The 25,603-nt window shown below is 69.4% G+C and carries 27 protein-coding genes and 1 tRNA gene; 15 read left to right on the top strand and 13 right to left on the bottom strand.

Going from position 1 to position 25,603, the window contains the following annotated elements; genetic code table 11:
* Nucleotides 1-20 precede the first annotated feature (20 nt).
* From ACT53U_RS03515 to ACT53U_RS03480, 8 genes are all read left to right on the top strand, one after another.
* Nucleotides 21-1,055: an ABC transporter substrate-binding protein gene (locus ACT53U_RS03515; protein WP_476152761.1), complete on the top strand. Its 1,035-nt coding sequence runs from the start codon at nucleotides 21-23 to the stop codon at nucleotides 1,053-1,055.
* Nucleotides 1,052-1,696, top strand: coding sequence for a MotA/TolQ/ExbB proton channel family protein (locus ACT53U_RS03510; RefSeq protein WP_476152759.1), 645 nt, complete (start codon nucleotides 1,052-1,054; stop codon nucleotides 1,694-1,696). The genes ACT53U_RS03515 and ACT53U_RS03510 overlap by 4 nt, the downstream gene beginning before the upstream one ends.
* Nucleotides 1,693-2,178: an ExbD/TolR family protein gene (locus ACT53U_RS03505; RefSeq protein ID WP_476152757.1), complete on the top strand. Its 486-nt coding sequence runs from the start codon at nucleotides 1,693-1,695 to the stop codon at nucleotides 2,176-2,178. Before ACT53U_RS03510 ends, ACT53U_RS03505 begins: the two co-directional genes overlap by 4 nt.
* Nucleotides 2,175-2,990 carry a TonB family protein gene (locus tag ACT53U_RS03500; RefSeq protein ID WP_476152755.1) on the top strand — a complete coding sequence of 272 codons (816 nt, stop codon included), beginning with the start codon at nucleotides 2,175-2,177 and terminating at the stop codon, nucleotides 2,988-2,990. The genes ACT53U_RS03505 and ACT53U_RS03500 overlap by 4 nt, the downstream gene beginning before the upstream one ends.
* Nucleotides 2,991-3,024: 34 nt before the next feature.
* Nucleotides 3,025-4,122, top strand: a complete 1,098-nt coding sequence (locus ACT53U_RS03495) for a FecCD family ABC transporter permease (RefSeq protein WP_476152753.1) — start codon at nucleotides 3,025-3,027, stop codon at nucleotides 4,120-4,122.
* Entirely contained in the window at nucleotides 4,119-4,913 is a 795-nt protein-coding gene (locus tag ACT53U_RS03490) for an ABC transporter ATP-binding protein (RefSeq protein WP_476152751.1), read from the top strand. Before ACT53U_RS03495 ends, ACT53U_RS03490 begins: the two co-directional genes overlap by 4 nt.
* Before the next feature lie 222 nt (nucleotides 4,914-5,135).
* Nucleotides 5,136-6,050: an AraC family transcriptional regulator gene (locus ACT53U_RS03485; RefSeq protein ID WP_476152749.1), complete on the top strand. Its 915-nt coding sequence runs from the start codon at nucleotides 5,136-5,138 to the stop codon at nucleotides 6,048-6,050.
* Nucleotides 6,051-6,184: 134 nt separating this feature from the next.
* On the top strand, nucleotides 6,185-6,934 hold the full coding sequence (locus ACT53U_RS03480; protein WP_476153055.1) for an SDR family oxidoreductase: 750 nt from the start codon (nucleotides 6,185-6,187) through the stop codon (nucleotides 6,932-6,934).
* A gap of 220 nt (nucleotides 6,935-7,154) precedes the next feature.
* On the opposite strand, the gene ACT53U_RS03475 is transcribed toward ACT53U_RS03480, so the two are convergent.
* Nucleotides 7,155-7,231 (bottom strand) — tRNA-Arg (locus tag ACT53U_RS03475).
* A 182-nt stretch (nucleotides 7,232-7,413) separates the two neighbouring features.
* Nucleotides 7,414-7,710, bottom strand: coding sequence for a hypothetical protein (locus tag ACT53U_RS03470; RefSeq protein ID WP_476152748.1), 297 nt, complete (start codon nucleotides 7,708-7,710; stop codon nucleotides 7,414-7,416).
* A gap of 169 nt (nucleotides 7,711-7,879) precedes the next feature.
* Between ACT53U_RS03470 and ACT53U_RS03465 the strand changes: the two genes are divergently transcribed.
* Nucleotides 7,880-8,272 (top strand): rhodanese-like domain-containing protein, encoded by a 393-nt coding sequence (locus tag ACT53U_RS03465; protein ID WP_476152746.1) that lies wholly within the window; start codon nucleotides 7,880-7,882, stop codon nucleotides 8,270-8,272.
* 93 nt (nucleotides 8,273-8,365) lie between these two features.
* On the opposite strand, the gene ACT53U_RS03460 is transcribed toward ACT53U_RS03465, so the two are convergent.
* The gene (locus ACT53U_RS03460) at nucleotides 8,366-9,586 is read right to left on the bottom strand and encodes a 6-phosphofructokinase (RefSeq protein WP_476152744.1); all 1,221 of its coding nucleotides are present in this window, start codon (nucleotides 9,584-9,586) and stop codon (nucleotides 8,366-8,368) included.
* A gap of 387 nt (nucleotides 9,587-9,973) precedes the next feature.
* Here ACT53U_RS03460 and ACT53U_RS03455 point away from each other — a divergent pair, with 387 nt between their 5' ends.
* A complete protein-coding gene (locus ACT53U_RS03455; RefSeq protein WP_476152742.1) occupies nucleotides 9,974-11,797 on the top strand; it encodes a DEAD/DEAH box helicase in 1,824 nt (607 codons plus the stop codon).
* Between the two features lie 173 nt (nucleotides 11,798-11,970).
* On the opposite strand, the gene ACT53U_RS03450 is transcribed toward ACT53U_RS03455, so the two are convergent.
* On the bottom strand, nucleotides 11,971-13,035 hold the full coding sequence (locus tag ACT53U_RS03450) for a glycosyltransferase (RefSeq protein WP_476152740.1): 1,065 nt from the start codon (nucleotides 13,033-13,035) through the stop codon (nucleotides 11,971-11,973).
* A gap of 93 nt (nucleotides 13,036-13,128) precedes the next feature.
* On the opposite strand from ACT53U_RS03450, the gene ACT53U_RS03445 reads away from it, so the two are divergent.
* From ACT53U_RS03445 to ACT53U_RS03435, 3 genes are all read left to right on the top strand, one after another.
* On the top strand, nucleotides 13,129-13,554 hold the full coding sequence (locus ACT53U_RS03445; protein WP_476152738.1) for a hypothetical protein: 426 nt from the start codon (nucleotides 13,129-13,131) through the stop codon (nucleotides 13,552-13,554).
* Nucleotides 13,555-14,161: 607 nt separating this feature from the next.
* Nucleotides 14,162-16,252 carry a carbon starvation CstA family protein gene (locus ACT53U_RS03440; RefSeq protein WP_476152736.1) on the top strand — a complete coding sequence of 697 codons (2,091 nt, stop codon included), beginning with the start codon at nucleotides 14,162-14,164 and terminating at the stop codon, nucleotides 16,250-16,252.
* Nucleotides 16,218-16,445: a YbdD/YjiX family protein gene (locus ACT53U_RS03435; protein WP_476152735.1), complete on the top strand. Its 228-nt coding sequence runs from the start codon at nucleotides 16,218-16,220 to the stop codon at nucleotides 16,443-16,445. The genes ACT53U_RS03440 and ACT53U_RS03435 overlap by 35 nt, the downstream gene beginning before the upstream one ends.
* A gap of 62 nt (nucleotides 16,446-16,507) precedes the next feature.
* Here ACT53U_RS03435 and ACT53U_RS03430 read toward each other — a convergent pair whose 3' ends face one another.
* Nucleotides 16,508-17,005 (bottom strand): hypothetical protein, encoded by a 498-nt coding sequence (locus ACT53U_RS03430; RefSeq protein WP_476152733.1) that lies wholly within the window; start codon nucleotides 17,003-17,005, stop codon nucleotides 16,508-16,510.
* Nucleotides 17,006-17,133: 128 nt separating this feature from the next.
* On the opposite strand from ACT53U_RS03430, the gene ACT53U_RS03425 reads away from it, so the two are divergent.
* Nucleotides 17,134-17,466: a (2Fe-2S) ferredoxin domain-containing protein gene (locus tag ACT53U_RS03425; protein WP_476152731.1), complete on the top strand. Its 333-nt coding sequence runs from the start codon at nucleotides 17,134-17,136 to the stop codon at nucleotides 17,464-17,466.
* A gap of 81 nt (nucleotides 17,467-17,547) precedes the next feature.
* On the opposite strand, the gene ACT53U_RS03420 is transcribed toward ACT53U_RS03425, so the two are convergent.
* From ACT53U_RS03420 to ACT53U_RS03395, 6 genes are all read right to left on the bottom strand, one after another.
* On the bottom strand, nucleotides 17,548-18,048 hold the full coding sequence (locus tag ACT53U_RS03420; RefSeq protein ID WP_476152729.1) for an Hsp20/alpha crystallin family protein: 501 nt from the start codon (nucleotides 18,046-18,048) through the stop codon (nucleotides 17,548-17,550).
* A 167-nt stretch (nucleotides 18,049-18,215) separates the two neighbouring features.
* Complete coding sequence (locus ACT53U_RS03415; protein WP_476152727.1) at nucleotides 18,216-19,517, bottom strand: ammonium transporter; 1,302 nt, start codon at nucleotides 19,515-19,517, stop codon at nucleotides 18,216-18,218.
* Between the two features lie 119 nt (nucleotides 19,518-19,636).
* Nucleotides 19,637-19,975 (bottom strand): P-II family nitrogen regulator, encoded by a 339-nt coding sequence (locus ACT53U_RS03410; RefSeq protein WP_476152725.1) that lies wholly within the window; start codon nucleotides 19,973-19,975, stop codon nucleotides 19,637-19,639.
* Nucleotides 19,976-20,278: 303 nt separating this feature from the next.
* Entirely contained in the window at nucleotides 20,279-20,428 is a 150-nt protein-coding gene (locus tag ACT53U_RS03405) for a hypothetical protein (protein WP_476152723.1), read from the bottom strand.
* Between the two features lie 100 nt (nucleotides 20,429-20,528).
* Complete coding sequence (locus ACT53U_RS03400; protein WP_476152721.1) at nucleotides 20,529-21,740, bottom strand: MFS transporter; 1,212 nt, start codon at nucleotides 21,738-21,740, stop codon at nucleotides 20,529-20,531.
* Nucleotides 21,737-22,297 (bottom strand): N-acetyltransferase family protein, encoded by a 561-nt coding sequence (locus ACT53U_RS03395; RefSeq protein WP_476152720.1) that lies wholly within the window; start codon nucleotides 22,295-22,297, stop codon nucleotides 21,737-21,739. Before ACT53U_RS03395 ends, ACT53U_RS03400 begins: the two co-directional genes overlap by 4 nt.
* A gap of 107 nt (nucleotides 22,298-22,404) precedes the next feature.
* Between ACT53U_RS03395 and ACT53U_RS03390 the strand changes: the two genes are divergently transcribed.
* Nucleotides 22,405-23,337 carry a LysR family transcriptional regulator gene (locus tag ACT53U_RS03390; protein ID WP_476152719.1) on the top strand — a complete coding sequence of 311 codons (933 nt, stop codon included), beginning with the start codon at nucleotides 22,405-22,407 and terminating at the stop codon, nucleotides 23,335-23,337.
* On the opposite strand, the gene ACT53U_RS03385 is transcribed toward ACT53U_RS03390, so the two are convergent.
* A complete protein-coding gene (locus ACT53U_RS03385; protein ID WP_476152718.1) occupies nucleotides 23,295-23,759 on the bottom strand; it encodes a DUF4442 domain-containing protein in 465 nt (154 codons plus the stop codon). The two genes, ACT53U_RS03390 and ACT53U_RS03385, sit on opposite strands and share 43 nt — an antisense overlap.
* A 370-nt stretch (nucleotides 23,760-24,129) precedes the next feature.
* A complete protein-coding gene (locus ACT53U_RS03380) occupies nucleotides 24,130-25,602 on the bottom strand; it encodes an HlyD family type I secretion periplasmic adaptor subunit (RefSeq protein ID WP_476152717.1) in 1,473 nt (490 codons plus the stop codon).
* Between the last annotated feature and the right edge of the window lies 1 nt (nucleotide 25,603).

Here is a 25,603-nt window from a genome sequence, read left to right as displayed (position 1 = left end):
CCGTCCGTCTCGGAGGTCCGATGTCCATCATCCGCGCCCTTGTCCTGCTCTTCGCCGCCCTCGCGGCCACGCCCGCGACCTCCCGCGACATCGTCGACATGGCGGGTCGCACGGTCACGATCCCCGACCGGATGGGCAAGGTCTATTCCTCGTCGCATCCGGTCTCGCTGCTCCTCTACGCGCTGGCGCCGGATCTCCTCACCGGCATCAACTTCACCGTCCGCGAGGAGGTGAAGCCCTATCTGCCGAAGGAGGTGGTGGAACTGCCGGTCATCGGCGCCGTCATGGGGCACGGCGGGCAGATGGATCCGGAGGAGGTGCTGCGCCTCCATCCCGACTTCGTCCTGGTCTGGCTCGACCGCTTCTCCGACAACGACCGCATCCTGGCCCAGTTCACCAAGGTCGGGCTGCCGGTGATCTTCGTGAAGCTCGACACGCTCGCCGATCATCCGGCGGCGCTGCGTTTCCTCGGCGAGGTGCTGCAGCGTCCCGAGCGGGCGCGGCAACTCGAGACCTACGTGTCGACGGTGCTCGCCCGTCTCGGCGACACGGTCGGGCGCCTGCCGCCGGAAAGACGGCGCAGGGTCTACTACGCCGAGGGCGCCGACGGGCTCGCCACCGAATGCGATCGCTCCTGGCACGCCGAGGCGGTGACGCTCGCCGGCGGCGACAACGTCCACCACTGCGAACAGTCGAACCACGCCGGCTTCGAGAAGATCAGCCTCGAGCAGGTCATGCTCTACCGGCCGGACTTCATCCTGGCGCAGGATCGCCGGTTCACCGAGGCGGTGTTCCGCGACGGCGCCTGGCGGGGCATTCCGGCGGTGGAGAACAAGGCGATCACCTTCGTGCCGCGCCTGCCCTTCAACTGGATCGACCGGCCGCCGAGCTTCATGCGGGCGCTGGGGGCGCAGTGGCTCGCCAACGCGCTCTATCCGGATCTCTATCCGTTCGACCTCAGGGCCGAGACCCGGCGCTTCTACGCCCTGTTCCTGAACGTCGAGCTCTCCGAGGCGCAGATCGACGCCGTCCTCGGCACCGGGGTGGGCAAATGAACGAGATCTCGCTGTCGCCGGTCGCCCTGTTCTGGTCCGCCGGTCCGGTCGGACGTGTCGTGATGGGGCTGCTGTTCGTCGCCTCGATCTGGTGCTGGGTGCTGATCCTCGAGGGGATCGTCTTCTCGACGCGCCTCGCGCGCGCCCTCGCGGCGGCGGGGACTTCGGGCGCGAGGCCGGCGTTGCTCCTTCCCGTGTTCGCGGCCGGACGCGCGGAGGCCGAGATGACACTCGCGACGGAAACCCATGCCGACCGGCGCGCCCGGATCGTCGGGACCATGCGTGTCGCGGCGGATCGCGTTCTGCAGTCCTGTGAGGGCGGATTCGCCAATCTGGCGGTGATCGCCTCGGTCGCCCCCTTCGTCGGCCTCTTCGGCACCGTCTGGGGCATCATGACGAGCTTCGTCGGCATCGCCGCCGCCAAGGACACCAGCCTCGCCGTCGTCGCGCCCGGTATCGCCGAGGCACTGGCCGCCACTGCCTGGGGGCTGGCGGCGGCCATTCCGGCGTCCATCGGCTACACGCGTCTGGGCGCGCGCTTCGCCCGGCTCGGCGGCGAATGCGAGGCGCTGATCGCTCGGGCGGCGACCGAGATTCTCGGCGCGCGGCCGGCGATCTCCGAGGGGACGGACGAAGGATGATCCGGCCGCTCGCCTCGGGCCGTGCCGCCCGCCATCGGCCGCTCGCCGACATCAACGTGACGCCGCTCGTCGACGTCATGCTGGTTCTGCTCGTCGTCTTCATGATCACCGCGCCGATGCTCGCGGCGGGGCTTCCCGTCCGCCTGCCGCAGGCGAGCGCAGTGCAGCCGGTCGAACCGCGTCCGCCGGTGGTGATCACCGTCGCCGCCGACGGCGGTCTGACGATCGGCGACGAGCCGGTGACGCTGGCGACGCTGGCCGCGGCGGTCGATGCCCGGCTCGGCGGCGATCGGGGCCGCGCCGTCAACCTGCGGGCCGACCGCGCCGTCGACTACGGCACCATGGTGGAGATCATGGACCGTCTGGCGACGAACGGGATCACCCGGATCGCCTTCCTCGCCGATCGGCAGCCGTCGCAGACCGGCTCGACGATCCCGGCCGCGTCCGTGGCGACGACGGAAGGCGAGGGAGCACGGCCGTGATCGGTGCTCCGGTCGGCGGCGAGGCGGGGCCGGTCGCGGCGCGGCGGCGGGTCCGGCTGATCGGGTTCCTGGTCTTCGGCGGGATACATGCCGCCTTCCTCTTCGCCTTCCGCGTGGTACCGCCGGCCGTCGACGTGCCGGCGCCGGTCGAAATCGAGATCGTGCCGAGGGGCGACGCCGCCGTCGAGCGCACCGCCACCGAGGCGATCGTCGCCGCCACCGTGCCGACGGAGCCGGCCGCCGACCGGGCTGCCGAGGCCGCGCCCGACGAACCGCCGCCCCCGCCGCCGGTCGAGACGCCGGCGCCGATCGCGGCCGCCGGGCCGGGCGAGACGGTTCGGGTCGACCATCCGGCGATGGTCGCGCCCGAGCCGCGCCTGCGCCCCGAACGCCCCCGCCGCGAACGCCCCGCCAAACATCGCCCCCCGGCCGCGCCGAAACCCGCTCCCGCGTCGACGAGCACGCGCCCGCCGGCACCGGCATCCGCCGACGTCCGGACCGCCGGAGTCGTCTCCGGGCGGGAGGATCTGCACGCCGGCCGCGCCAGTTACGGTGCGCTGATCTCCGCCGAGATCAACCGCCACAAGCACTATCCGACGGCGGCGCGGGAGCGGGGCGAGACCGGCAGCGTCGCCATGACCTTCGTCGTCGGGCCATCGGGAAGCATCGTCTCTCATGCCCTGCGGCGGTCGTCCGGTTCGTCCGCGCTCGATGCCGCCGCGGCCGCCATGCTGGAGGCGAGCCGCGCACCGCCGCCGCCGGGCGGGCAGTTCCACGGCAGTATCGACATCAACTTCGCCATCGGACGGTGACCCGTCCGTTCGGCTCTTCGCAAGGAAGGTCACCATGCAGATCGATCGGCCGACGCCGGCCCCACTCGCCGCGCCGAGCGTGGCGTCCGACCGCGTCCGGCAGGCGTGGGGGAGGCAGGCGATCTTCGAGATCGTCGGCCCTCTGGTCCTGCCCCTCTGCCTGGCGGCCCTCGTCGTCTTCGCACTGACGCTCGGCCGGTATCCCGTCGGTCTCCCCGACATCGCGGACCGGATCGGTGCCGCCCTCGGATGGACCACGCTCGAGCCCGATCGGCTCGCGCTCCTCGATCGGGTGCTCCTGGAGATCCGTCTGCCGCGGATCCTGGCCGCCGTTCTCGTCGGCGCGGCGATCGCCTCCTCGGGCTCCGCCTTCCAGGCGGTCTTCCGCAACCCGCTGGTGTCGCCGGGCATCCTCGGCGTGCTCGGCGGTGCGAGTTTCGGAGCGGCGCTCGGCATCCTGCTGTTCGGCGACTGGCTGCTGGTGCAGATCTGCGCCTTCGCCATGGGGCTTCTGGCCGTGATGGTCGGTGCCTTTCTGGCCCGTCTCTTCGGCGACGGCTCGATGCTCGCGCTGGTGCTCGGCGGCATGATCTCCGGCGCCTTCTTCGCCTCCGCCCTAGCGATCGTGAAATATGTCGCCGACCCCTACGAGCAGCTTCCGGCGATCGTCTACTGGATGATGGGCAGCCTCGGCGGGGTGAACTGGACGCAGATCGATCTGGCCGCCGGGCCGATCGCGGTGGGGGTCGGAGTGCTCGCGTTGTCGGGCCGCGCCCTCGACGCGCTCTCGATGGGCGACGACGAAGCGCGCGCGCTCGGTGTGCCGGTCGGCTTCGTGCGCTGCGTGGTGATCGCCGCCGCGACGCTGATCTCGGCGCTGTCGGTGTCGCTCGCCGGGATGATCGGCTGGCTCGGTCTCGTCGTGCCGCACGTCACGCGGCTGCTGTTCGGTCCGGCCAACACGCGGCTGGTGCCGGCGAGCGCACTGGTCGGCGCGATCTTTCTCGTCGGCGCGGATTGCCTCTCGCGGACGCTGACATCGGCCGAAGTGCCGATCGGAATCCTGACCGAGCTGCTCGGCATCCCGATCTTCGTGATCGTCCTGGGACGGGCGAGAAAGGGTTGGGCATGAGCCGCGCCGCATGCCTGCGCGCCGTCGGGCTCTCCTATGCCCGCGGCACCCGCACCGTCCTCGAGGCGATCGACTTCGCCTTCGCGACCGGCGAGGTCGTCGCTCTGCTCGGCGCCAACGGGGCGGGCAAGAGCACGCTGTTTCGGCTGCTGCTCGCCTTCGACCGCCCCGGCGCCGGGCGTGTCGAACTCGACGGCGACGACGTCGTGCGCCTCGGCCGTCGAGAGATCGCCCGCCGGATCGCCTATGTGCCGCAGATCCACGTCGCGCCCTTTCCCTATCGGGTGCGCGACGTCGTCATGCTCGGACGGATCGCCGAAACCGGGCTGCTGCGCGCGCCCGGCCCCGCCGATCGGAGGATCGTCGACGCGGTGATCGAACGTCTCGGCATCGGCCATCTGGCGGCTCGCCCCTATACCGAGATCTCCGGCGGCGAACGGCAGCTGACGTTGATCGCCCGCGCACTCGCGCAGGGCGCGCGTCTGCTCGTCCTCGACGAGCCGACGACGGGGCTCGACTTCGGGCATCAGGCGAAGCTGCTCGACCATCTGCGTTGCCTCGCCGCCGACGGCCACGGCGTGCTCTTCTCCACCCACCATCCGGAGCAGGCGACGCTCTCGGCGGACCGTGTCTGTCTCCTCGCGGGCGGACGGTTGGTCGCCGACGGCCGGCCGGCCGACGTGGTGACGCCGGCGACCCTCGAGCGGCTCTACGGCGTCGCCGTGGTGCCGTCGGTCGATCGGCATGGGCGAACCGTGTTCCTGCCGCCGCCGCCCGGCCCGCCGCGCTGACGCGGCGGTCGTCGCCGTGCCCGACCCGGTGAGGAGTTCGGCGCACCGCGCCGGGTGGAGGCGAGAACCACGTCTACGCCACAGCCCTCGGAGTGAGATCCTCCGTTGCCGGAAGGCCCGATTGGCACTGGTCTCACCGCCAGGAAGCCCGGCTTGGGCGCTGGACTCGTATTTCTGGACGATACATGATGTTTCCTGTCGAGTGATCCATGGATCGTCCAGATGGACCCGCTCAGCGATGTGATCGCCCTGCTTCGGCCGAACACGGCCATCTCGAAGCCCATCTCCGGTCGGGGGGCCTGGTGCGTGCGTTATGCCGCCCATGACGCCCCCGGCTTTACGATCATTCTGAAAGGCAAGTGCTGGATTGCTTTCGAGGGCGAGCAACCTCTGACGCTGGAGACGGGGGCATTTCTGCTGCTGCCCTCGACCCCCGCCTTCACCTTGAGCAGTCGCCCCGGCATGGCCAGGACGCCGAGGGACCCGATGGATGCGCCCATTCGCCATGGCGAGCAGGAGGGCGAGGCGGATTTCGAGGCGCTGGGCGGCACGTTTCGTATCGAGGCGGCGAATGCGCCGCTGCTGCTCGCCCTGTTGCCGCGCCTGATCCATGTTCCGCCGTCGGAAGGGCGATCGGCACGGCTCGGCCGGTTGATCGATCTCATCGCGGAGGAGTGCCGTGGCGACGAGCCGGGGAAGGATATGATCCTCCAGCGCATGCTCGAGGTCCTTCTCGTCGAGGCCTTGCGCTGGCATGGCGCGGCAATGGACGAGGACCGCGCCGGCCTTCTTCACGGCATGCGCGATCCGGCTTTGGCGCGTGTGCTCGCGGCCATGCATGCCGATGTGCGCGCCGACTGGACGGTGGCAGGCCTTGCCCGCATCGCCGGCCAGTCGCGTTCCGCCTTTGCCGCACGCTTCGGTGCCGTGCTCGGCTGCGGCCCGATCGAATATCTCGCCCGTTGGCGCATGGCGCTGGCCAAAGACGCGCTACTGCGCGGCGCAAAGACGCTCGATCGGATCGCCGATGACATCGGCTACGAATCCGCCAGCGCCTTCAGTACGGCTTTCCGCAAGCGGCTCGGCTGCCCGCCGGGACAATTTGCCCGGATCAACGGCGTGGCCGACCGCGTCTGAGACCGAATGGGCCGGCTGTCACTCCGCAGGCTGCACTGGTTTGGACGATTGATAATATAAATAGGACTGTAAATTATATATCATCCAGCCCATCGAAGCTATCGAGGAACCATCCGAAACGAATGGAGGTTCCCATGCAAACGATCCTGATCACCGGCACATCTTCCGGCTATGGCCTGGAAACGGCCCGCCACTTCCTCGACAAGGGCTGGAACGTCATCGCCACGATGCGCCGCCCCGACGCCGGTCTCCTCCCGGCCTCGCCCCGGCTGCGTCTTCTGCCGCTCGACGTCACGAGCGACGAGAGCATCGCCGCCACCGTGGCGGCCGCCGGGCCGATCGACGTGCTGGTCAACAATGCCGGCATCGGCGTCGTGGGCGCGTTCGAGGCGACGCCGATGGCGCATGTCCGCAAGGTCTTCGCCACCAACACGTTCGGCGTCATGGCGATGTGCCAGGCCGTCATACCGCAGATGCGCGAACGCCGGTCCGGCGTGATCGTCAACGTGACCTCGAGCGTGACGCTGGCCGCCATGCCGCTGGCGGCGGCCTACACCGCCAGCAAGCAGGCGATCGAAGGCTTCACCGGCTCGCTCGCGCATGAACTCGGCTATTTCGACGTCCGCGCCAGGCTGGTCGAGCCCGGCTATGCTCCGACGACGCGCTTCGCACAGAATACGGATGTCCGGATCGAAGACCTGATCCCGCCGGCCTACGCGGCTTTCGCGACGCCGATCTTCGCGGAATTTGCGCACCCCGCCATGACGACGAAGGAAACGGATGTCGCCGAGGCCGTCTGGGCCGCCGTTCACGACACGACGGGACGGCTTCAGTTTCCGGGTGGTGCCGACGCGGTCGCGCTCTACGAGGCCCGACGGGGATGAGCCGGAAGATTCTCGAGCATCACAGGCCGATCACGGCGTGGCATTGGTTCTCCGACCGGTGCCGCCCACTCGTCGATCAGTGAGGCCATCCGGGGAACGCGAACGTCTCTCTGCCGAATACCGCCGTTTCCCTCGTGGATCGAGAGGGTTCATCGCCGCGTGCGCAGTCGGGCGCATGATTGCCAGCTATCGCGGATCGTAGCGTGGAACCGGCGGAAAATGGCGCACCCGACAGGATTCGAACCTGTGACCTTTGCCTTCGGAGGGCAACACTCTATCCAGCTGAGCTACGGGTGCATCCGTGTCGTGATCGAAGATCACGTCTCGCGTCGAGCTACGCTCGGGACGGGTTCCTCATAGCCCATGCGGTCGGGGGGAGCAACCGTCGAAGATGGCGCCGGTGAGGTTGCCCACGGATCGCGGCGGCGGGCGCCGTCGCACGACCGTCGCATCGCCGGTCCAAGGTCTCTCGCGGGTGCTCAGCCCGAGCGGCCGGTACGGCGGCGTGGCCAGCCGAACATCGTGCCGTAGGGCGAAAAGGCGCCGAAGGGCGAGAGGAACGCGGGGCGCGACTCGCGCGCGGCGGGCTCGCGCGCCGGCTCGGCCGGCGATTCGGTCTGATCGATCTGGTCTTCCAACCAGGCTTCGAGGTCGGCTGGTCCGAGCATGGCGCACTCCGATGGGGTCTCGTATCTCGCTTCCGCGTCCTGCGAAGAGCGAAACGGTCTGCGTGACTGCCATACGAACGAATTGATCCGGTCTTCTTCGATTTCCATCGATTGAAGTCGGTTCGACAACCCCACCACTTTCGCAGTGCAGTGTCAATGGTGCGGTGCATCCTCCCTTCGGTCGGATCGTCGCACCGATCAGGCGCCGTTTCCGGTGGACAGGCATTTTGTTCGATGGCACGTCCATGTTCGATGCGAGCAAACGGGAGGCGTCTCGATGTGGTGGGGGAAGACGGCGGCGATCGTCGCGGCGGCGGCGTGGGTGGCGATGACCTGGGCGGCGCCCGCGTCGGCGGCGGGCAGGATCACCATGGACGAACTCAGGGCCGGGCTCGACGCCGGGCGGGTGGTGCTGGTCGACGTGCGTGAGCCGGACGAGTTCACCGCCGGTCACGTGCCCGGCGCGGTCAACGTGCCGGTGTCGCGCATGTCGCTCGCCGCGCTGCCGCCGACCGGCGACAAGACGATCGTCGTGATGTGCCGCTCGGGCAACCGCTCGAGCCGTGTCCAGGCGGCCGCGGCGCAGGCCGGGCGGACCGATCTCGTCGACTATGCCGGCAGCATGATCGAGTGGACCGCCAAGGGCGGACCGATCGTCAAGGGTCCCTGAACGAAGGAGGGGCTGAGCCGGCGGCCCGGAAAAGACGAAGACGGCGGAGGGGCTCCGCCGTCTCGATCGTCGTCGTCTCGCCGGTGAACGGCCTCAGCCGCCGGCGTTGAGGATCTTCGGCACGCGGTTGTCGCGCAGGCGATAGGCGTCCGGCATCTTCGAGCCGAGCAGCGGCCTGAGATAGAGGCGGAAGGCGTCGGTGACGTCGTTGCCGGAGGCCGAGATGTATTCGTCCGGCATGTGGCGGGTCTTGCCGGCGACGCTCTCCAGCGGCGACAGCTGATAGTCGACCGAATAGAAGCCGGTGCGATGGATCGTCACCGAACCGTCGGTCTGACCCCACATGGCGTATTGCACCGCCTTCTCGCCCACCTCGCGCGCCTCGCGCTGGTCGACGTCCGACACGCAGCCGATGAAGGAGCGCTGGAGATAGCCGAAGGTGTCGCCGCGGACGCGGGAGATCTTCAGCTTCTTCTTGATCTCGTCGCAGAGCAGGTCGGCGAGTGCGCCGGTGCCGGAGAGCTGGATGTTGCCGTGAGCGTCGCGTTCGACCTCGGTCGTGAGCTTGGTGATGATCGGCACGCCCTTTTCGTCGTGGATGCCTTCCGAGACGGCGACGACGCAGCGGCCGTATTTCTCGTAGGTCGCCTTCACGTCGGCGAGGAAGCGGTCGATGTCGAAGGCGCGCTCGGGCACGTAGATCAGGTGCGGGCCGTCGTCGGGGAACTTCTTGCCGAGCGCGGAAGCCGCGGTGAGGAAGCCGGCGTGGCGGCCCATGACGACTGCGACGTAGACGCCGGGGAGCGCGGCGTTGTCGAGATTGGCACCCATGAAGGCCTGCGCCACGAAGCGCGCCGCCGAGGGGAAGCCGGGGGTGTGGTCGTTGACCATCAGGTCGTTGTCGATGGTCTTCGGAATGTGGATCGAGCGCAACGGATAGTTCGCCTTTTTCGCCTCTTCGGAGACGATGCGCACCGTATCGGAAGAGTCGTTGCCGCCGACGTAGAAGAAATAGCCGATGCCGTGTGCCTTCAGGACCTTGAAGATCTCCTGGCAATACTTGAGGTCGGGCTTGTCGCGGGTCGAGCCGAGGCCGGAGGAGGGCGTGTTGCCGACCATCTCGAGATTGTGGCTGGTCTCCTGGGTGAGGTCGAGGAATTCCTCGTCGACGATGCCGCGCACGCCGTGCCAGGCGCCGTAGACCAGTTCGACGTTGCGGAACTTGCGGGCTTCCAGCACCGCGCCGACGATCGACTGGTTGATGACGGCGGTCGGACCGCCTCCTTGCGCCACGAGGACCTTGGTCTGAGACATTTTCTCGTTTCCCATCAGAGCAGCGGAGGCACCGACGCGCGCCCCCGCGTCGCCATCCTGACCAGACCGGAGACGATCTCAAGCGCTTTGTGACGTCGGGCGCGTCGATTTTCGGGGGGGCCGCGCTTTTCCTGCGCCGTCGGTCGAACAACTTGCGACGACGCCGGATCGTTGCAGCAAGAACGCATGACTATCCACCGAAGACCTGCGTTTCGAACGGGGCGACGGGGAAGGGGAGAATCGATCGGCGGCGCTTTCGGGGGAGCGGAGGCGGGGTGCGGCGGGGTGTTGCGCGCGCGGGGCATCGACCGCGGGCGGCAAACCGTGTATGTCGGCACCAACCCGAGGCGTCGAAGCATCCGCCTCCCACGATCCGGAGCATCTCCCTTGGCCTTTCCCCACGCGAGCCCCGCGCTCGATCGCGCATTGGCGCGCCGCAACTACGAAGAACCGACACCGGTCCAGGCGGCCGTCCTCGAGGAGGCGACGCGGGCACGTGATCTGCTCGTCTCGGCCCAGACCGGTTCGGGCAAGACCGTCGCCTACGGCCTCGTGCTCGGCGCCAATCTGCTCGGCGAGGAGGAGACCTTCGCGCCGCCGACGGTGCCACGGGCACTGATCGTCGCGCCGACGCGCGAACTCGCTCTGCAGGTCGAGCGCGAGCTCTCCTGGCTGTTCGAAGAGACCGAGGCGCGGATCGTGCCTTGCGTCGGCGGCATGGACCCGCGCGCCGAACGGCGTCGGCTGGGACAGGGCGCCCATCTCGTCGTCGGCACGCCGGGCCGTCTGCGCGACCACATCGAACGCGGCGGGCTCGACGTGTCGCAGCTCGAGGCGGTGGTGCTCGACGAGGCCGACGAGATGCTCGACATGGGCTTCCGCGACGATCTCGAGTTCATCCTCGACGCGACGCCGGCCGACCGGCTGACGCTGCTGTTCTCGGCGACGCTGCCGAAGCCGATCGTCCAGCTCGCCGGGCGCTATCAGCGCGAGGCGCTGCGCATCGCTGTGGCCGGCGCCGAGCGCGGCCATGCCGACATCGAGCATCGTGCCATCCGCGTCGCTCCCAACGAGATCGAGGCGGCGATCGTCAATCTGCTGCGCTACCACGAGGCGCCGACGTCGATCGTCTTCGCCAACACGCGCGAGACGGTGCGCCACGTCCACGCCTCGCTACGCGAGCGCGGCTTCTCGGCGGTGGCGCTGTCGGGCGAACTCGGCCAGCACGAGCGCAACCAGGCGCTCCAGGCGCTGCGCGACGGCCATGCCCGCGTCTGCGTGGCGACCGACGTCGCCGCCCGCGGCATCGACCTGCCCAATCTCGACCTCGTCGTTCATGCCGAGCTGCCGCACGACCGCGAGGTTTTCCAACACCGCTCCGGCCGTACCGGCCGCGCAGGACGCAAGGGCGTCTCCTGTCTCCTGGTGCCGGTCAACCGTCGCCGCAAGGCCGAGCGTCTGCTCGACGAGGCCGGCATTCGCCCCGAATGGTCCGGCCCGCCGACCTTCGAGGCGGTGCGCGATCTCGATCGTGGCCGGTTCCTCGCCGATCCGATGTTCGACGACGCGCCCGGCGAGGAAGAGGCGGAACTCGCCCGCATGATCCTCGAGAGCCGCGGGCCGGAGTCGATCGCCGCGGCACTCGCCACGCTGTGGCGGCGCGGTCGGCCGGTCGCCGAAGAGGTGGTCGATCCGGTCGGCGACCGTGGTCGGCGCGAGCGTCCGACGGGTCCCGCCGCGGGGCCGATGGGCGTGTGGTTCCGCTGCGACGTCGGTCGTCGCCAGAACGCCGATCCGAAGTGGCTGCTGCCGATGCTCTGCCGCCGTGGCGGCATCGAGCGGTCGGAAGTCGGTGCGATCCGCATCTTCGACCGCGAGACGCTGGTCGAGGTGGCGGAAGGCGCCGCCGCCCGCTTCTGGGCGAACGCCAAGCGTCCCGACGAGGAACAGATCCGCTTCCTGCCGGCCGACGGTGCTCCGGAAGGCGGCGCCGACGAGGGGCGTGGCGAACGGCGCAGCCGTCCTCCGCGCGGCGAAGGCGGCGATCGTGGCGAGCGTGGGGATCGGCCGCAGGGCCGGCCGCATCGCGGCGGCTTCAAGGGCGGCCCCGGTGGTGGTCCGAAGGGGCCGCGCGGTCCGGGTGGCCCCGGCGGTCCGGGCGGCAAGCCCTCCGGCAACGGCCGACGCAGCCGCGGCCCGCGCGAGGGCTGAGGGCGGGACTTTCCGCCCCCGTGCAGAGGCCCTTCATCCCGAGGTGCTCGGCGAAGCCGAGCCTCGAAGGGCGAAGGGCCGAGAGGCGCGGCCCGTCGTGGCTTCGTGTTTCGAGGCTCGCTTGCGCGAGCACCTCAACATGAAGCCGAACAGGGTGGTAGGAGGCGCGCGCCTCAGCGGGCGAGCGCTTCCAGTTCGGCGATGAGCGCGCGGGTGGCGATCGGCTCGGCGCGGGCGGCGACCGAGGCGCGGATCGCTTCCGCCTCCAACCTTCCCGCATCGATGTCGGCCTTCGCCGCGACGATCGCCTCGACGAAGTCACCGGCGGTCCAGCCGGCGGCGAAGCGTACCGACGGGTTGTCGCCATAGGCCGACGTCAGCGTCGGCAGGCGCGACAGCACGTAGGGTCGACCGCAGGCGAGCGTCTCCACCACGATGAAGGGCGAGCCCTCGCCGAAGTGCGAGCACATCAGCCCCATGTGGCATTCGCCGATGGCGCGGGTGAGCGAGGCCGCATCGAGTAGCCCGGTGCAGGCGACGACGTCGGAAAGCCCGGCCTTCTCGATCTCCTCGACGTCCCTGCCGAAGTAGCGGAACGCGATCGCGTCTCCCATCCGGGCCTTGGCCTCGCGGATGGTGGCGAAGATCATCTCCGGGTTCTTCTGTTCGACGATGCGGCCGGCGTAGAAGACGATGGTCTTCTCCGACTTCGGCAGCGGCGTCGCGGTGAAGCGATCGGCGTACCAGGCATCGACATGGGCGAGGCGTGGCCCGAGGCGCCGAATGACGCTCGCCGACAGGCCCGAATCGTCGCGCCCGACTACCTGGACGCGGTCGGCGACGAGGGGCAGGAACCAGCAGGCGACGTCGTGGATCAGCCGCTTGGCGCGTTCGCCGGCGCCGGGGCCGGTGCCGTGGATGGTGAAGACCTTCGCGCCGGGGAAGATCCAAGCGAAGGCGACGTATTCAGGCCGGGAGAACTCCAGCACGCGGTGCGGCGCGGCCTTCAGTCGCGCCCGGATGGTGCCGGCGTTCCGCAACACGGCGAGCGCGAAGGGGATCCACTTCGGTCCGGGCCACTTCGGCAGGGCGACGCCGAGGCGGTTTTCGGCCGGGCGGGCGGGTGTCTCCGACACCAGCAGGCCGTCGCGGCCGGCGGCGGAGACGAGCGTGTCGACATAGCGCTCGATGCCGCCCTGGGCGTCGGTCACGTCGTTCTGATGGAAATGGACGAGCATCCGGTCTATCCGGTCGATGGAACCGCATGCAGTCATAGGCGAGCGATCTGAAGATCGCGTTGACGCTGCGGCGGGCGAGGAGAGGTGGGCGAGATGGAACAGGCGACGATCGGACGGGCAAAGGCGGTCGCGATGGCCATGGCGGCGAATGCGGTCGCCCTGGTCGTGGCTTGGGCGATCGATCGCCACGTCCTGCCGGGAAGCCTCTCGGGGGGCGGGCGGACGGCGGTTCTCGTCGGTCTGTGGGTGGTCGTCGTCGCAGCCCTCCTCGGCGGGCCGTTCGCCGGTGCGGTGGCGCCGATCGCGGGCTTCGGCAGCCGCGCGCGGACCATCCTCCGGGCGGGCCTCTTCGGCTACGTCGGCTGCGGCATCGTCCAGGCCGGCATCGCTTTCCGCGAGATCCTCGTCGACCCGTCCGACATCGCCGACATCGCCTTCCTCAACGTCGTCATCAAGGCGATCGAGGTCGGCGCCCAGTGGCCGGTGCGGCTCGCCGGGTTCCTCTCCTCACTCCTCTGACGGCGTTCTCCGACGTGGACGCCCGCCCGCGTGGACGGCCGAAGGGCCGACATCCACAGGATAGGTATTGCCGCGCGGCTGCGTGACGTGGTCGCAGGCCACGTGCGTGCACGCGTCGGCCGGTGATCGCAGCGCGGTGAAAAATTCCTTTCGCATCGCGATGTTCGGCCCTTCGGGGAGGGAAATTCCCGATCGTAGTTGTTCGGAACGTATTGCAACGCTCCGGTAGAGATGTGGACGAGCCATGCGAAAACGCCTGTTCACCTTTGGTAGACCAAGGCGTAGGGAGCGACAGTGGAACCTCAGACGAAGGTCGGGGGTACTACCGTAGACGAGGCTGTCCAACCCATGACGGTCGCAGACCCGAGATCGATTTCGCCGATGCCGCAAGACGCGGAAGCGCAATCCCGTCGGGTTCAATCATCTCATACTTTCGTCGAGCACGATGGCCGCGTCTCTCCGCGCCGATCGTCGGCGGCGGAAGGCTGAGACGAGCGGGGGGAGGACGAGACGCGCGGGGAGCGCGGTCTCGTCCGGCTCGTGGGGGGAGGGGCTCGGTCTGCATTCGGCAAGAACAATTCGAACCAGACGTTCCCCGGAGAGAACAATGTCCGACGAAGTCGTTCGTGGCCGCTCGCCCTACGAGTGGCTGGCATGGGTGGGGGTCGCCGCACTCGGCGCCGTCTCGCTCGGTGTCGTCGCGCTGAAGCGCGGCGAGACCATCAACGCGCTGTGGCTGGTGACGGCCGCGGTCGCCGTCTATTTCATCGCCTTCCGCTTCTACGGTCTCTTCATCGAGAAGAAGGTGCTCGGCATCGATCCGGCGCGGCGCACGCCCGCCCAGCGCCACAACGACGGCCTCGACTACGTGCCGACCGAGAAGTGGGTGCTGTTCGGCCACCACTTCGCGGCCATCGCCGGCGCCGGTCCGCTGGTCGGCCCGGTGCTCGCGGCGCAGATGGGCTATCTGCCCGGCACGCTGTGGCTGCTCGCCGGCGTGGTCTTCGCCGGCGCGGTGCAGGACTTCGTCATTCTCTTCGCCTCGACCCGCCGCGACGGCCGTTCGCTCGGCGACATGATCAAGACGGAACTCGGACCGGTGGCGGGCGTCTTCGCCTCCTTCGGCATCCTGATGATCATGATCATCCTGCTCGCGGTGCTCGCGCTCATCGTCGTCAAGGCGCTGGCCGGCAGCCCGTGGGGCACCTTCACGGTCTTCGCCACCATCCCGATCGCCATGCTGATGGGCATCTACGGCCGCTTCCTGCGTCCACACCGCATCGGCGAGATGTCGGCGATCGGCGTCGTGCTGCTGCTGCTCGCCATCGTCTACGGCCGTGACGTCGCCCATTCGGAGACGCTCGCTCCGCTCTTCACCTACAAGGGCGAGGCGCTGGCGCTGATCCTGATCGGCTACGGCTTCGTCGCCTCGGTGCTGCCGGTGTGGTTCCTGCTCGCGCCGCGCGACTATCTGTCGACCTTCCTCAAGATCGGCACGATCATCGGTCTGGCGCTGGGCATCGTCTTCGTCCGTCCGGACCTGTCGATGCCCGCGGTGACCAAGTTCATCGACGGCACCGGCCCGGTGTTCTCGGGCGATCTCTTCCCGTTCCTCTTCATCACCATCGCCTGCGGCGCCTGCTCGGGCTTCCATGCGCTGATCTCTTCGGGCACCACCCCGAAGATGGTGGAGAACGAGAACCAGCTCCGTCTCATCGGCTACGGCGCGATGCTGATGGAGAGCTTCGTCGGCGTCATGGCGCTGATCGCCGCCTCGGTGCTCGATCCGGGCGTCTACTTCGCCATGAACACGGCGCCGGCGATCCTCGGCACCACCGCCCAGTCGGCCGCCGCCGCGATCGCCAACTTCGGCTTCGTGATCTCGCCCGACACGCTGACCGAAGTGGCCAAGAACGTCGGTGAGGCGACCATCCTCAGCCGCGCCGGCGGCGCGCCGACGCTGGCCGTCGGCATGGCGCAGATCCTGTCGAGCGCCATCGGCGGACAGGCGATGATGGCCTTCTGGTACCACTTCGCCATCCTGTTCGAGGCTCTGTTCATCCTGACCACGGTCGATGCCGGCACGCGCGTCGCCCGTTTCATGATCCAGGACCTCGTCGGCACGGCGATCCCGGCCTTCAAGAAGACCCACTCGTGGGGCGCCAACCTCGCCGCGACCGGCATCGCCGTCGCCGCCTGGGGCTACTTCCTCTACCAGGGCGTGGTCGATCCGCTCGGCGGCATCAACACGCTGTGGCCGCTGTTCGGCATCGCCAATCAGATGCTGGCCGCCATCGCGCTCGCCTTCGCCACCGTCATGCTCTTCAAGATGAAGCGTCAGTCGGCGGCGTGGGTCACGGTCGTGCCGTTGGTGTGGCTCGCCATCTGCACTCTGACCGCCGGCTGGCAGAAGCTGTTCGACGCCCGTCCGGCCGTCGGCTTCCTCGCCCAGGCCGATCGCTTCGCCGCGGCTGCTGCCGAAGGCAAGCTGCTCGGACCGGCCAAGAGCGTCGAGCAGATGGGCCGGATCATCCTCAACAACCGCATCGACGCGGGCCTCACCGCCCTCTTCATGCTGGTGGTGATCGTGATGCTGGGCTTCGGCGCCAAGGCGGCTCTCGCCGCGCTCAAGGCCGATGCGCCCACCACCAAGGAGATCGGCGATGACGTGCCGGATCTGCGGGCTCACGCTGCCTGACGGAAAGGCCTTCGGACGGGCGGTCGCCAAGACCGCCCGGCTGATGGTCGGCGTGCCGGACTACGACAACTATGTCGCCCACCGGCAGGCCAATCACCCCGACCAGCCGGTGATGACGCAGACGGAGTTCTTCCGCGAGCGTCAGGACAAGCGCTACGGCGCGGGGCCGAACGGCACGTTCCGCTGCTGCTGAGGCAGGCGAACACGAACATGCGAGGCGCGGCGATCCGGAGGGATCGCCGCGCCTTCGCGTCTTCACGTCGTGGCACCGCGCCAGATGGCGTCGACCACCGAGCCGCCGACGGCGTCGGTCGGATCGAGCCGGGCGAGCGCGTCGAGCACGGCGCGCGCCTCCGCCCCCTCGTCGCGGCGCAGGCGGATGAAGGCGAGGGCCTTCAGCGTGTAGAGTGCGAAGCGGCCGGGGCCTTCGAGCGAGATCTCTTCCGTGCCCCAGAGTCGCCAGTCGGGCGCGAGATTGGCGGCACGCGCCGCCTCGCGCAGGCCGCCTTCGGCCGCTTCGAGGGCGGCGTCGAGATCGCCGGAATAGGTGTGGATCTTGTAGAGGCAGAACCAGGTGGCGAGTGCGCGCGGGTCGAGCGCCAGGGCTTCGCGGAAGGCGGCGTCGGCGGCGGCACGATCGGTGCGGTAGGCGACGACGCCTCTTTGTAGGATTTCGTTCACGTCGTCCGACACGTCGCCGAAGTCGATCGCGTCCTCGATCCGCCGGCGCTGTGCGCCCCGTTCACTCGACATGTCGGCTTTCCTCGCATTTCAGTGCTTTCCCCGGCGTCAAGGCAAGAATCACGCCGGGGGCTGGACGTGGCGGCACGGGGCTTGAATAAGGACAAACACCGATCGTCCACGGCCACGAGGAGCAGACGATGTCGTCGGAAATTCCGCAGGTGTTCAAGCATCACGTCTTTGCCTGTTTCCAGAGCCGGCCGCCGGGCCATCCGCGCGGCTCGTGCGGGGCGCAGGGTGCCGAACCGCTGTGGAAACGCCTGCAATGGGGTGTCGAGTCGCTGCAGAACCCCGAGGTCGCGATGACGGCGACCGGTTGCCTCGGCTTCTGCCGGGCCGGGCCGTTGATGGTCGTCTATCCGCAGGGCGTGTGGTACGCGCCCAAGACCGAGGCCGACGTCGACGAGATCGTCGACACCCATCTCGTCAATGGCGAGATCGTCGAGCGGCTGGCGATCGTTCCGAAGGTGTGAGCATCCGAAGTCGCGACGGCGCGCGTCGGCGCGTCGGTCCGTCGCCGCCTTCGCCGGAGGGGCGAAGGCCGGCGCGGGAGATCACGCTGCCCGCGTGACGATCTCCCGCGCCGAAGACGCCTTCGGCATCGTCTTGTGGAGCGTGACGACCAGCGTGTCGCCGCGCAGTTCGGCCGTGACGGTGGCGCGGTCGACGTCGTCGGGCAGGTGGAAGGCGCGGACGAAGGAGACGCCGTGCGTCTCGATCGACGCCGCCGTCTCGTGCCGGGCGGACCGGTTGCCCGTCAGGGTGACGAAGTCGCCGGAGACGGCGACGTCGAGCGTTTCGGCGGTGAAGCCGGGCACCTCGCAGGTGATCACCCAGGCGCCGTCGCGTTCGACGAGGTCGACCGAGGGCAGCCAGGTTCGCCGCGTTCCGGCGACACGTTGCGGGATCGGCGCTTCGACCCGGCTCGGATCGGCGAGGTCGAAGACGCGGTTCACCTCGTGCGCGAGGTCGGTGACCTGCGGCCAACCGATGTCGCGGAGAGTTTCGTCGTTGCCGGCGACACGGACGGGAAGCTTGTCGGACTTCTTGGCCATGACTTTTCCTCCACGAACGTGCGGGAGGTGTCGGGACCCGTTGTCCCGACCGGAGGAATTCTACCACGTCCGGTATTCGGTGGCACCACGGGAAATCTACAGAGGGCCGAACGACGGCGGTTTTTCGCCGTCGTTCGCGGTTTTCCGGCGATTTGTATGACGTTGCGTCAGGCGTGCAGCGTCTCGCCGTGGAGAGCGAGGTCGAGACCTTCGCGTTCCTGGTCGGGCGCGACCCGCAGCGGGGCGATCAGTCCGGCGATCTTCAGCGCGACCCAGGTGCCGACGACGCACCATGCGGTCACCGCGGCGACGGCGACGAGCTGGGCACCGAGGAGCTTCCAGTTGCCGTCGACGAGGCCCGCCTGGGCGGCGTCGCCGGTGACCGAGGCGGTGGCGAAGACGCCGACCAGCGTGGTGCCGATCAGACCGCCGACACCGTGGACGCCGAAGACGTCGAGGCTGTCGTCGTAGGCGAGCCGCACCTTCAGCCAGGTGCAGCACCAGTAGCAGGCGAACCCGCCGACGAGGCCGATGACCAGACCCGCCCAGGGCTCAATGTAGCCCGAGGCCGGGGTGATCATGCCGAGGCCGGCGATGGCGCCCGAGATCATGCCGAGCACCGAGGGCTTGCCGCGGTGGAGCCATTCCAGCGTCGTCCAGGCGATGGCGCCGGCGCAGGCCGAGAGGTGGGTGGCGACGATGGCGTAGACGGCGCGCGAGGAGGCGGCGAGCGCCGAACCGCCGTTGAAGCCGAACCAACCGACCCACAGGAGGCCGGTGCCCATCACGGCCAGCGACATGTCGTAGGGCGCGAGATTCTCGCGGCCGTAGCCCATGCGCTTGCCGACCATCACGGCGGCAACCAGACCGGCGATGCCGGCGTTGATGTGGACGACCGTGCCGCCGGCGAAGTCGAGGGCGCCGAGCTTTGCCAGGAAGCCGCCGCCCCACACCCAATGGGCGGAGGGCACGTAGACCAGGAACAGCCATACCACGCAGAAGGCGAGGAAGGCGGCGAAGTTCATGCGGTCGGCGACGGCGCCGCCGACCAGGGCGCAGGTGATGACCGCGAAGGTCATCTGATAGGCCATGAACAGCAGTTCCGGGATGGTCGGCGCCGCGGCGATCGTGGTCGTCGGGGCGATGCCGTGGCCGAACAGGCGGGCGAAGTCGCCGATCATCGCGCCGTCGCCGGAGAAGACCAGCGAATAGCCGAAACCGAACCACAGGATCGAGACGATCGCGGTGGCGGCGACCGACTGGGCCATGATGGCGAGCAGGCTCTTCTTGCGCACCATGCCGGCGTAGAAGAGCGCCAGACCCGGCAGCGTCATCATCAGCACGAGGGCGGTGGCCACCATCATGAAGCCGGTATCGGCGGCGTCGATGCCGCCCTCGGCGGCGCGGGCGGCGGAGCCGAGGCAAAGGAAGAGCATCGCCCCGGCGAGGGACGTCGCGAGTTTCGACATGGGCGTGGGTTCCGGTCGAGAGGATGAACGATCGCGACCTTCCCCCGGTCGCGTTCGATCGATGGTCAGCCCGACCGGCCCACCCGCGTCACGGGCTCGCCGGCCGGACGGGGGTGTGTTCAGAGGGCGTCGTCGCCGGTCTCGGCGGTGCGGATGCGCATGGCCTGTTCGATCGGCAGGACGAAGATCTTGCCGTCGCCGATCTGGCCGGAATGGGCGGCGGTGCGGATCGCATCGACGGTGGCCTCGACCAGACCGTCGGGAACGGCGGCTTCGAGGCGGACCTTGGGCAGGAAGCTGACGACGTATTCGGCGCCGCGGTAGATCTCGGCGTGACCCTTCTGGCGGCCGTAGCCCTTCACTTCGGTGATGGTCATGCCGTGGATCCCGAGCTTGGTCAGCGCGTCGCGGACCTCGTCGAGTTTGAACGGCTTGATGACGGCGACGACGAGCTTCATGCGAACCCCCGGGTGCGGAATTTCGATGCGAATTGGCGAAATCGTGAGCAAGTCACGTGCCAATTCTGCTCATTCACCGATCAACGAGCAAGCGTCTCGAGCAGAGACGTTGGTCTCGGTGACGAAACGTCACGATTGCCTGCGTATCGTGCAGGCCATGGCTCAAATCATGAGCATTCGGCTCGAGAAATGATCATTCGCCGTATCGCCGCCCGTGTCGGTCGGGTCCATGACCGAAAGCCCCGGCCTCCGTGGAGGGTGCCGGGGGAACGAGAACGCGTCGGGTGGACGGCGGCGGACGTGTCAGCGGGACGCGGAGAGCGTACCCAACGAGGCCTGCGCAACGGCGGGATTGGCCGCCGGGCGCGGTGCGCCGGTGATGTTCGGCAGTACGAGGGACACGATCGCGGCCACGACGAAGGTCGCGACGAGCAGGGGCATGGACGTCTTCATCTGCGGCTTCCCTCCCGAGGAAGTCTCTCTTGTTTCCGGGGAGTATTGCACAGAATTCGGGCTCTGCCCATGGCGCCGAGGCGACGCGAGGGAACGTGGTTCAGAGGTGGTTTCCGGGCTTGCGCGCCGCGATCCGGGCGCCGAAGCGCAGGCGCAGGAGGAGTGCCGCACCGGCGGCGGCCAGCGCCGGGACCGCGAGGGCGGCGAAGGCGGCGTTGGGGCCGAAGCGATCGAGGATCGCGGCGACCGTCACCGGCGCCACCGCCGAGGCCCAGAAGGCGGGGGCGCCGAGGCGGCCGGTCAGCGAGCCGTAGACGGCGGGGTCGAAGAGCACCAGCGGCAGGGCGCCGCGGGCCACGGTGACGAGGCCGTTGCCCATGCCGCCGCCGATCGCGAAGGCGAGGGCGGCGGCGTAGGAGAGGCCGGCGAAGGGGGCGAAGGCGAGCGTCACGGGCAGGAGCGCACAGGAGAGCAGCGTCAGGTCGACCGGATGCAGGCGGCTGCCGGATGCGAGTTCGGCGAGGCGGGCGGCCGACTGGCCGACGCCGCGGGTGGTGGCGACGAAGACGGCGGCAGAGCCGGCGAGGCCGACGGCGGTCATCAGCGGGATGATCTGGGCGGCGAGTGCGGAGGCGAGCGTCGAGACGGCGACGATCATCGTGGCGAAGAGGAAGGCGGCGACGCGGCGTTCCTCCGCGGTCTCGGCGAGCGGCGGGGCGAGGGGCTTCGCGTTCGGGTCGACGTGGAGGTGCTGATCGGCGGCGGCGGCCGGCAGCATCCAGTGCAGCGGCAGGGTGAGCGCGGCGAAGCCGGCGAAGGCGCCCATGGCGACGCGCCAGCCCCAGTGGACGGCGAGGAATTCGCCGACCGTCCAGAACACCGTCGAGGCGAGACCGCCCGACAGCGCCACGGTGGAGAGCGCGCGGCGGGCGTCGGCGGGATCGATGCGGACCAGCGCGGCGAAGGCGGCGTCGTAGAGCGTCATGCGCATCGAGACGCCGAGGATCGCCCAGCCGGCGAACCAGGCGATCTCCTCGTGCGACAGCGCCAGCACGGCGAGGCCGAGCGCCGAGAGCGCCGAGCCGATGGTCATGGTCATGCGGCCGCCGGCGCGGTCGATGGCGCGGCCGACGGCGGGCGAGACGAGGCCCATCACGACGAGGGCGAGCGAGAAGCCGCCGTGGACGGTGGTGAGGGAGAGGCCGGTATCGGCGACGATGCGGCCGGAGAAGAGGCCGACGGCATAGAAGGTGACGCCCCAGCCGATCAGCTGCGAGGCGGAGAGCGCGACGATGACCCTGCGCGAGATCATGCGGTCGTGTCCGCCGGCACGCGATCGGCCGGCGGAGTGACGTCGCCGTCCCCGAGGGGGCGCTGCATCAGCACGCTGTCGAGCCAGCGGCCGTGTTTCCAGCCGACCGAGGGCAGGACGCCGGCGGGCTCGAAGCCGAGCGCGGCATGGAGGCCGATCGAGGCGGCGTTGCCGCTGTCGCCGATCACCGCGATCATCCGGCGGAAGCCCATGGCCTCGGCGCGGGCGAGGAGCTCGACCATCAGCGCCCGGCCGACGCCGCGGCCCTTGGCGTCGGGGGCGACATAGACCGAGTTCTCGACGGTGAAGCGATAGGCCGGCCGGGTGCGGTAGAAGCCGAGATAGCCGTAGCCGAGGACGCGGCCCTCTTCCTCCGCCACCAGCCAGGGAAAGCCCTCGGCGGCGATCTTGTCGCGGCGGGCGAGCATCTCGGCGAGGCTCGGGGCGTCGAGTTCGAAGGAGGCGCAACCGGTCTCCACGGCGTGGGCGTAGATCGCGCGGATCGCCGCGAAGTCGGCGGTCGCGGCGGGGCGGACGTGGAGCGTGGCGGCGGACATCGGAGATCCTTCGTGGGCGGCACGAGCCGCGCGGCTCTCTTCTTGCGGGATGGCTCTCCTTCGATCAAGCTCATGACAATTGTGCAAAGCATGAGAAAAAATCATCGATGATCAGCCCTGACCTCGACGCGCTCTTCGCCTTTCGCGCCGTCGCCACCGCCGGCGGCTTCACCCGCGCGGCCGACGAACTGGGACTGACGCAGTCGGCGATGAGCCTGAAGGTCCGGCGGCTGGAGCGCGAACTCGGCGTGCGTCTGCTCGAGCGGATCGGGCGACGGGTGACGCCGACCGCCGCGGGGGTGGAGCTCCTGGTGCATGTCGAGCGGCTGCGGGCGGCCCATGCCGCGGCGATCGCCGCGATCGCCCCGCATCGCGAGGGAACGACCGGCCGGGTGGCGATCGGCACCGGAGCGACGGCCTGCCTGCATTTCCTGCCCGGGCCGCTCAGGCGTCTACGCGGCGCCTTTCCCGGTCTCGAGGTCATCGTGCGCACCGGCGACACCGCCGACATGCTGGCCGAGCTCGAGGCCAACCGCCTCGACATCGCGCTCGTCACCCTGCCGGTGTCCGGCCGTGTCTTGGAAGTGGAGGAACTGCTGGTCGATCCGATGGTGGCGGTGCTGCCGGCCGGTTCGGAGCCGGAAGGCGGCGGGCTCGGCGCCGTCGAGCTCGCGCGCCATCCGCTGATCCTCTACGAATCGCGCGGGTCGACCCGCCGCATCGTCGACGACTGGTTCACCGCCGGCGGTGTCGCGGTCAGGCCGGTGATGGAACTGGCGAGCGTCGAGACGATCCGTCAGTTGGTCGGTGCCGGGCTCGGGGTCGCGGTCCTGCCGGCGCTGGCGTTCCCGGTCGACGCGCGGGCGGAGGGCCTCGACATCCGCTCGCTCGATCCGCCGCTCGAACGTCGGCTCGGCATCGTGCGACGGCGGGACAAGGTGCAGGAGCCCGGCATGCGGGCGATGGTCGCGGCGCTGCGCGAAGCCGCCGCGACGCGTCAGGCGGAGGCGGGCGAGGCTTCGCGCTTGCGGCGGACGTAGAGGGTGCGGTCGACGGTGGCGACGAGGCGGCCCTCGGTGTCGGTGATCTCGCAGCGGAAGGTCGGCAGCACCCTGGCGCCGTCGGCCCCGGCGGCGCGGATCTCGTCGAGGCGGGCCTCGTCGAGGCGGAAGCGGGCGGTGACGGTACCGCGGCCCGGCGAGACGTAGTCGATCTTCGCGCCCTTGTCCCAGACGACCCAGTCCCTGCCGAGATTCTTCAGCACCATCAGCATGTAGAACGGATCGGTCATGGCGAAGAGCGAACCGCCGAAATGGACGCCGACGTAGTTGCGGTTCCACCAGCGCAGCCGCAGCTCGACCTCGGTCTCGCGGAAGTCGTCGGAGATGTGCGTGCAGCGGATGCCGGTGAAGAGAAACGGCGGCCACAGATTCATCAGGCGGCGGAACACGGACGGACGCATCGGAAGCCTCGCACGGCGGTCTCGGGATGCTGAATAGGGAAGGATCTTTCCGTAATCGTCAATGCGGCGATGGTGTGGGGCTGGGATGTGTGTGGGGGGCGAGGCGGGTGGTCGAGGGCGGGGCTAGGCGGTGCGGCGGGGGCCACTCTCCCCTCCGCGGGCCTTTGCATGAGGCGGTCGGGCCGTGTTCGATGCCATGCGCGATGCTTCGAGACGGGCGTCTTCGACGCCCTCCTCAGCATGAGGCGTTCGTGTTTGCCGCGGCAATCTCCGGAACCTCATCCTGAGGAGCGCCGCAGGCGCGTCTCGAAGGATCGCGCACGGACGTCGATCCGAAACGCCTCGGCGTTGCGCCTCGCCTCGTCCCGCCTCAGCGCTCCCTGAGCGCCTCCGACGAGACTTTGGCGATGGGCGAGAAGACGTAGTCGATCACCCGGCGGCTCGACGTCTTGATGTCGATGACGACGGTCATGCCGGGGGTGAGCGGCATGGTCTTCTCGTCGACGCGGATGGCGGTGTCCTTCAACGCCACGGTGACCGGGAAGACGAAGCTCTGCGGCACGCCCGGCGCGGCGCCCACCGCGGCGGCGCCGGCGGCGGGCGCGGTCGCATTGGCGAGGGTGCGCTTGGCCTCCGCCTCGTCGACCGCTTCGGTGGCGATCTTGACCACCTCGCCGCGCAGCGTGCCGTAGCGGGTGAAGGGGAAGGCGTCGACCTTGACCGCCACGTCCTGGCCGACCTCGACGAAGCCGACGTCGAGGTTGGAGACCAGCGCATCGATCAGCAGCGGCCCCTGGTCGGGGGTGACGACGAGGAGCTGCTGACCGGTCGTCACCACTTGGCCGATGGTGGTCACCGCCATCTTCTGGACGACGCCGTCGATCGGCGCGACGAGGCGGGTGCGGTCGAGGTGGACGCGGGCCTTGGCGAGCATCTGGCGGGCCTCGTCGGCCTTGCGGGCGGCGTCGGCGATGTGGTTCTCGTCCTCGGCGATCGACTGCGACAGCACCTTCTGCTTCTCGGCGTGGAGCTGGACGATCGAGGCGTCGGTCTCGATCAGCTGACCCTGGTCGGCGGCGAGCGAGGCCTGGGCGCGGTCGAGCGATTCCTGCGCGTCGTAGAGGTTGATCTTGGTGCCGACCTTCATGTCGATCGCCTGCTGGCGGGTGTCGACGCGGCCGAGCACGGTGTCGATCAGGCGGCGGTCGTTGGCCATGGCCATCTCGAGGCGGCTGCGGGTCGCCTGTTTCTGGACGACCTGCTTGTCGATGGCTGCGAGCGCGTCGGCGAGGCGGCCGAGTTCGGCGGCGAGCACCGCGGTCTCGCGACGGCGCGCGTCCTCGGGAATGGCGGCGTCGAAGGGGATCGGACCGACGTCGGTGAAGAGGGTGTCGATCGTCGCTGCGGCATCGGTGCGGGCGACGCGACGCTGAGCGGCGCGGACCACCTCGGTCGAGAAGCGGCGGCGGGCGACCTCGGCGAGGCTCGAATCGAGCCGGTCGGCGCTGGTGCGCTCGTCGGCGAGGGCCTCCGAGGCGTCGAGCTCGATCAGCAGGTCGCCGGCCTTCACCCGCGAGCCGTTCTCGACCCGGATGGCGACGACACGGCCGGGCTCGAGCGGCTGGATGATCTTGGTCGACTGGCTCGACACGACCTTGCCCTGTGCCACCGCATGGACGTCGAGCCGGCCGAAGAACGACCACAGGATGGCGACGAGGGCGAAGGCGCAGATCGTGCCCATGATCGCCATCGGCAGGGGCGCCGGCGGCGTCTCCTGGATCTCGAGCGCGGCGGGGAGGAACTCGCGGTCGGTTCCGGCGATGCGGGAGAGGATCGACTTCATC

It is taken from the genome of Pinisolibacter sp. DMC19, assembly GCF_056313985.1.
The sequence above is the reverse complement of the archived record's forward strand: the minus strand, read 5'-3'. Positions and strand labels throughout refer to the sequence as shown.

Bases quoted from the DNA above. Each gene is read 5' to 3' on its own strand.
- ACT53U_RS03515 (WP_476152761.1), top strand. From the start codon at position 21: ATGTCCATCATCCGCGCCCTTGTCCTGCTCTTCGCCGCCCTCGCGGCC.
- ACT53U_RS03510 (WP_476152759.1), top strand. From the start codon at position 1,052: ATGAACGAGATCTCGCTGTCGCCGGTCGCCCTGTTCTGGTCCGCCGGT.
- ACT53U_RS03505 (WP_476152757.1), top strand. From the start codon at position 1,693: ATGATCCGGCCGCTCGCCTCGGGCCGTGCCGCCCGCCATCGGCCGCTC.
- ACT53U_RS03495 (WP_476152753.1), top strand. From the start codon at position 3,025: ATGCAGATCGATCGGCCGACGCCGGCCCCACTCGCCGCGCCGAGCGTG.
- ACT53U_RS03490 (WP_476152751.1), top strand. From the start codon at position 4,119: ATGAGCCGCGCCGCATGCCTGCGCGCCGTCGGGCTCTCCTATGCCCGC.
- ACT53U_RS03485 (WP_476152749.1), top strand. From the start codon at position 5,136: ATGGACCCGCTCAGCGATGTGATCGCCCTGCTTCGGCCGAACACGGCC.
- ACT53U_RS03480 (WP_476153055.1), top strand. From the start codon at position 6,185: ATGCAAACGATCCTGATCACCGGCACATCTTCCGGCTATGGCCTGGAA.
- ACT53U_RS03470 (WP_476152748.1), bottom strand. From the start codon at position 7,710: ATGGAAATCGAAGAAGACCGGATCAATTCGTTCGTATGGCAGTCACGC.
- ACT53U_RS03465 (WP_476152746.1), top strand. From the start codon at position 7,880: ATGTGGTGGGGGAAGACGGCGGCGATCGTCGCGGCGGCGGCGTGGGTG.
- ACT53U_RS03460 (WP_476152744.1), bottom strand. From the start codon at position 9,586: ATGTCTCAGACCAAGGTCCTCGTGGCGCAAGGAGGCGGTCCGACCGCC.
- ACT53U_RS03450 (WP_476152740.1), bottom strand. From the start codon at position 13,035: ATGCTCGTCCATTTCCATCAGAACGACGTGACCGACGCCCAGGGCGGC.
- ACT53U_RS03445 (WP_476152738.1), top strand. From the start codon at position 13,129: ATGGAACAGGCGACGATCGGACGGGCAAAGGCGGTCGCGATGGCCATG.
- ACT53U_RS03440 (WP_476152736.1), top strand. From the start codon at position 14,162: ATGTCCGACGAAGTCGTTCGTGGCCGCTCGCCCTACGAGTGGCTGGCA.
- ACT53U_RS03435 (WP_476152735.1), top strand. From the start codon at position 16,218: ATGACGTGCCGGATCTGCGGGCTCACGCTGCCTGACGGAAAGGCCTTC.
- ACT53U_RS03430 (WP_476152733.1), bottom strand. From the start codon at position 17,005: ATGTCGAGTGAACGGGGCGCACAGCGCCGGCGGATCGAGGACGCGATC.
- ACT53U_RS03425 (WP_476152731.1), top strand. From the start codon at position 17,134: ATGTCGTCGGAAATTCCGCAGGTGTTCAAGCATCACGTCTTTGCCTGT.
- ACT53U_RS03420 (WP_476152729.1), bottom strand. From the start codon at position 18,048: ATGGCCAAGAAGTCCGACAAGCTTCCCGTCCGTGTCGCCGGCAACGAC.
- ACT53U_RS03415 (WP_476152727.1), bottom strand. From the start codon at position 19,517: ATGTCGAAACTCGCGACGTCCCTCGCCGGGGCGATGCTCTTCCTTTGC.
- ACT53U_RS03410 (WP_476152725.1), bottom strand. From the start codon at position 19,975: ATGAAGCTCGTCGTCGCCGTCATCAAGCCGTTCAAACTCGACGAGGTC.
- ACT53U_RS03405 (WP_476152723.1), bottom strand. From the start codon at position 20,428: ATGAAGACGTCCATGCCCCTGCTCGTCGCGACCTTCGTCGTGGCCGCG.
- ACT53U_RS03400 (WP_476152721.1), bottom strand. From the start codon at position 21,740: ATGATCTCGCGCAGGGTCATCGTCGCGCTCTCCGCCTCGCAGCTGATC.
- ACT53U_RS03395 (WP_476152720.1), bottom strand. From the start codon at position 22,297: ATGTCCGCCGCCACGCTCCACGTCCGCCCCGCCGCGACCGCCGACTTC.
- ACT53U_RS03390 (WP_476152719.1), top strand. From the start codon at position 22,405: ATGATCAGCCCTGACCTCGACGCGCTCTTCGCCTTTCGCGCCGTCGCC.
- ACT53U_RS03385 (WP_476152718.1), bottom strand. From the start codon at position 23,759: ATGCGTCCGTCCGTGTTCCGCCGCCTGATGAATCTGTGGCCGCCGTTT.
- ACT53U_RS03380 (WP_476152717.1), bottom strand. From the start codon at position 25,602: ATGAAGTCGATCCTCTCCCGCATCGCCGGAACCGACCGCGAGTTCCTC.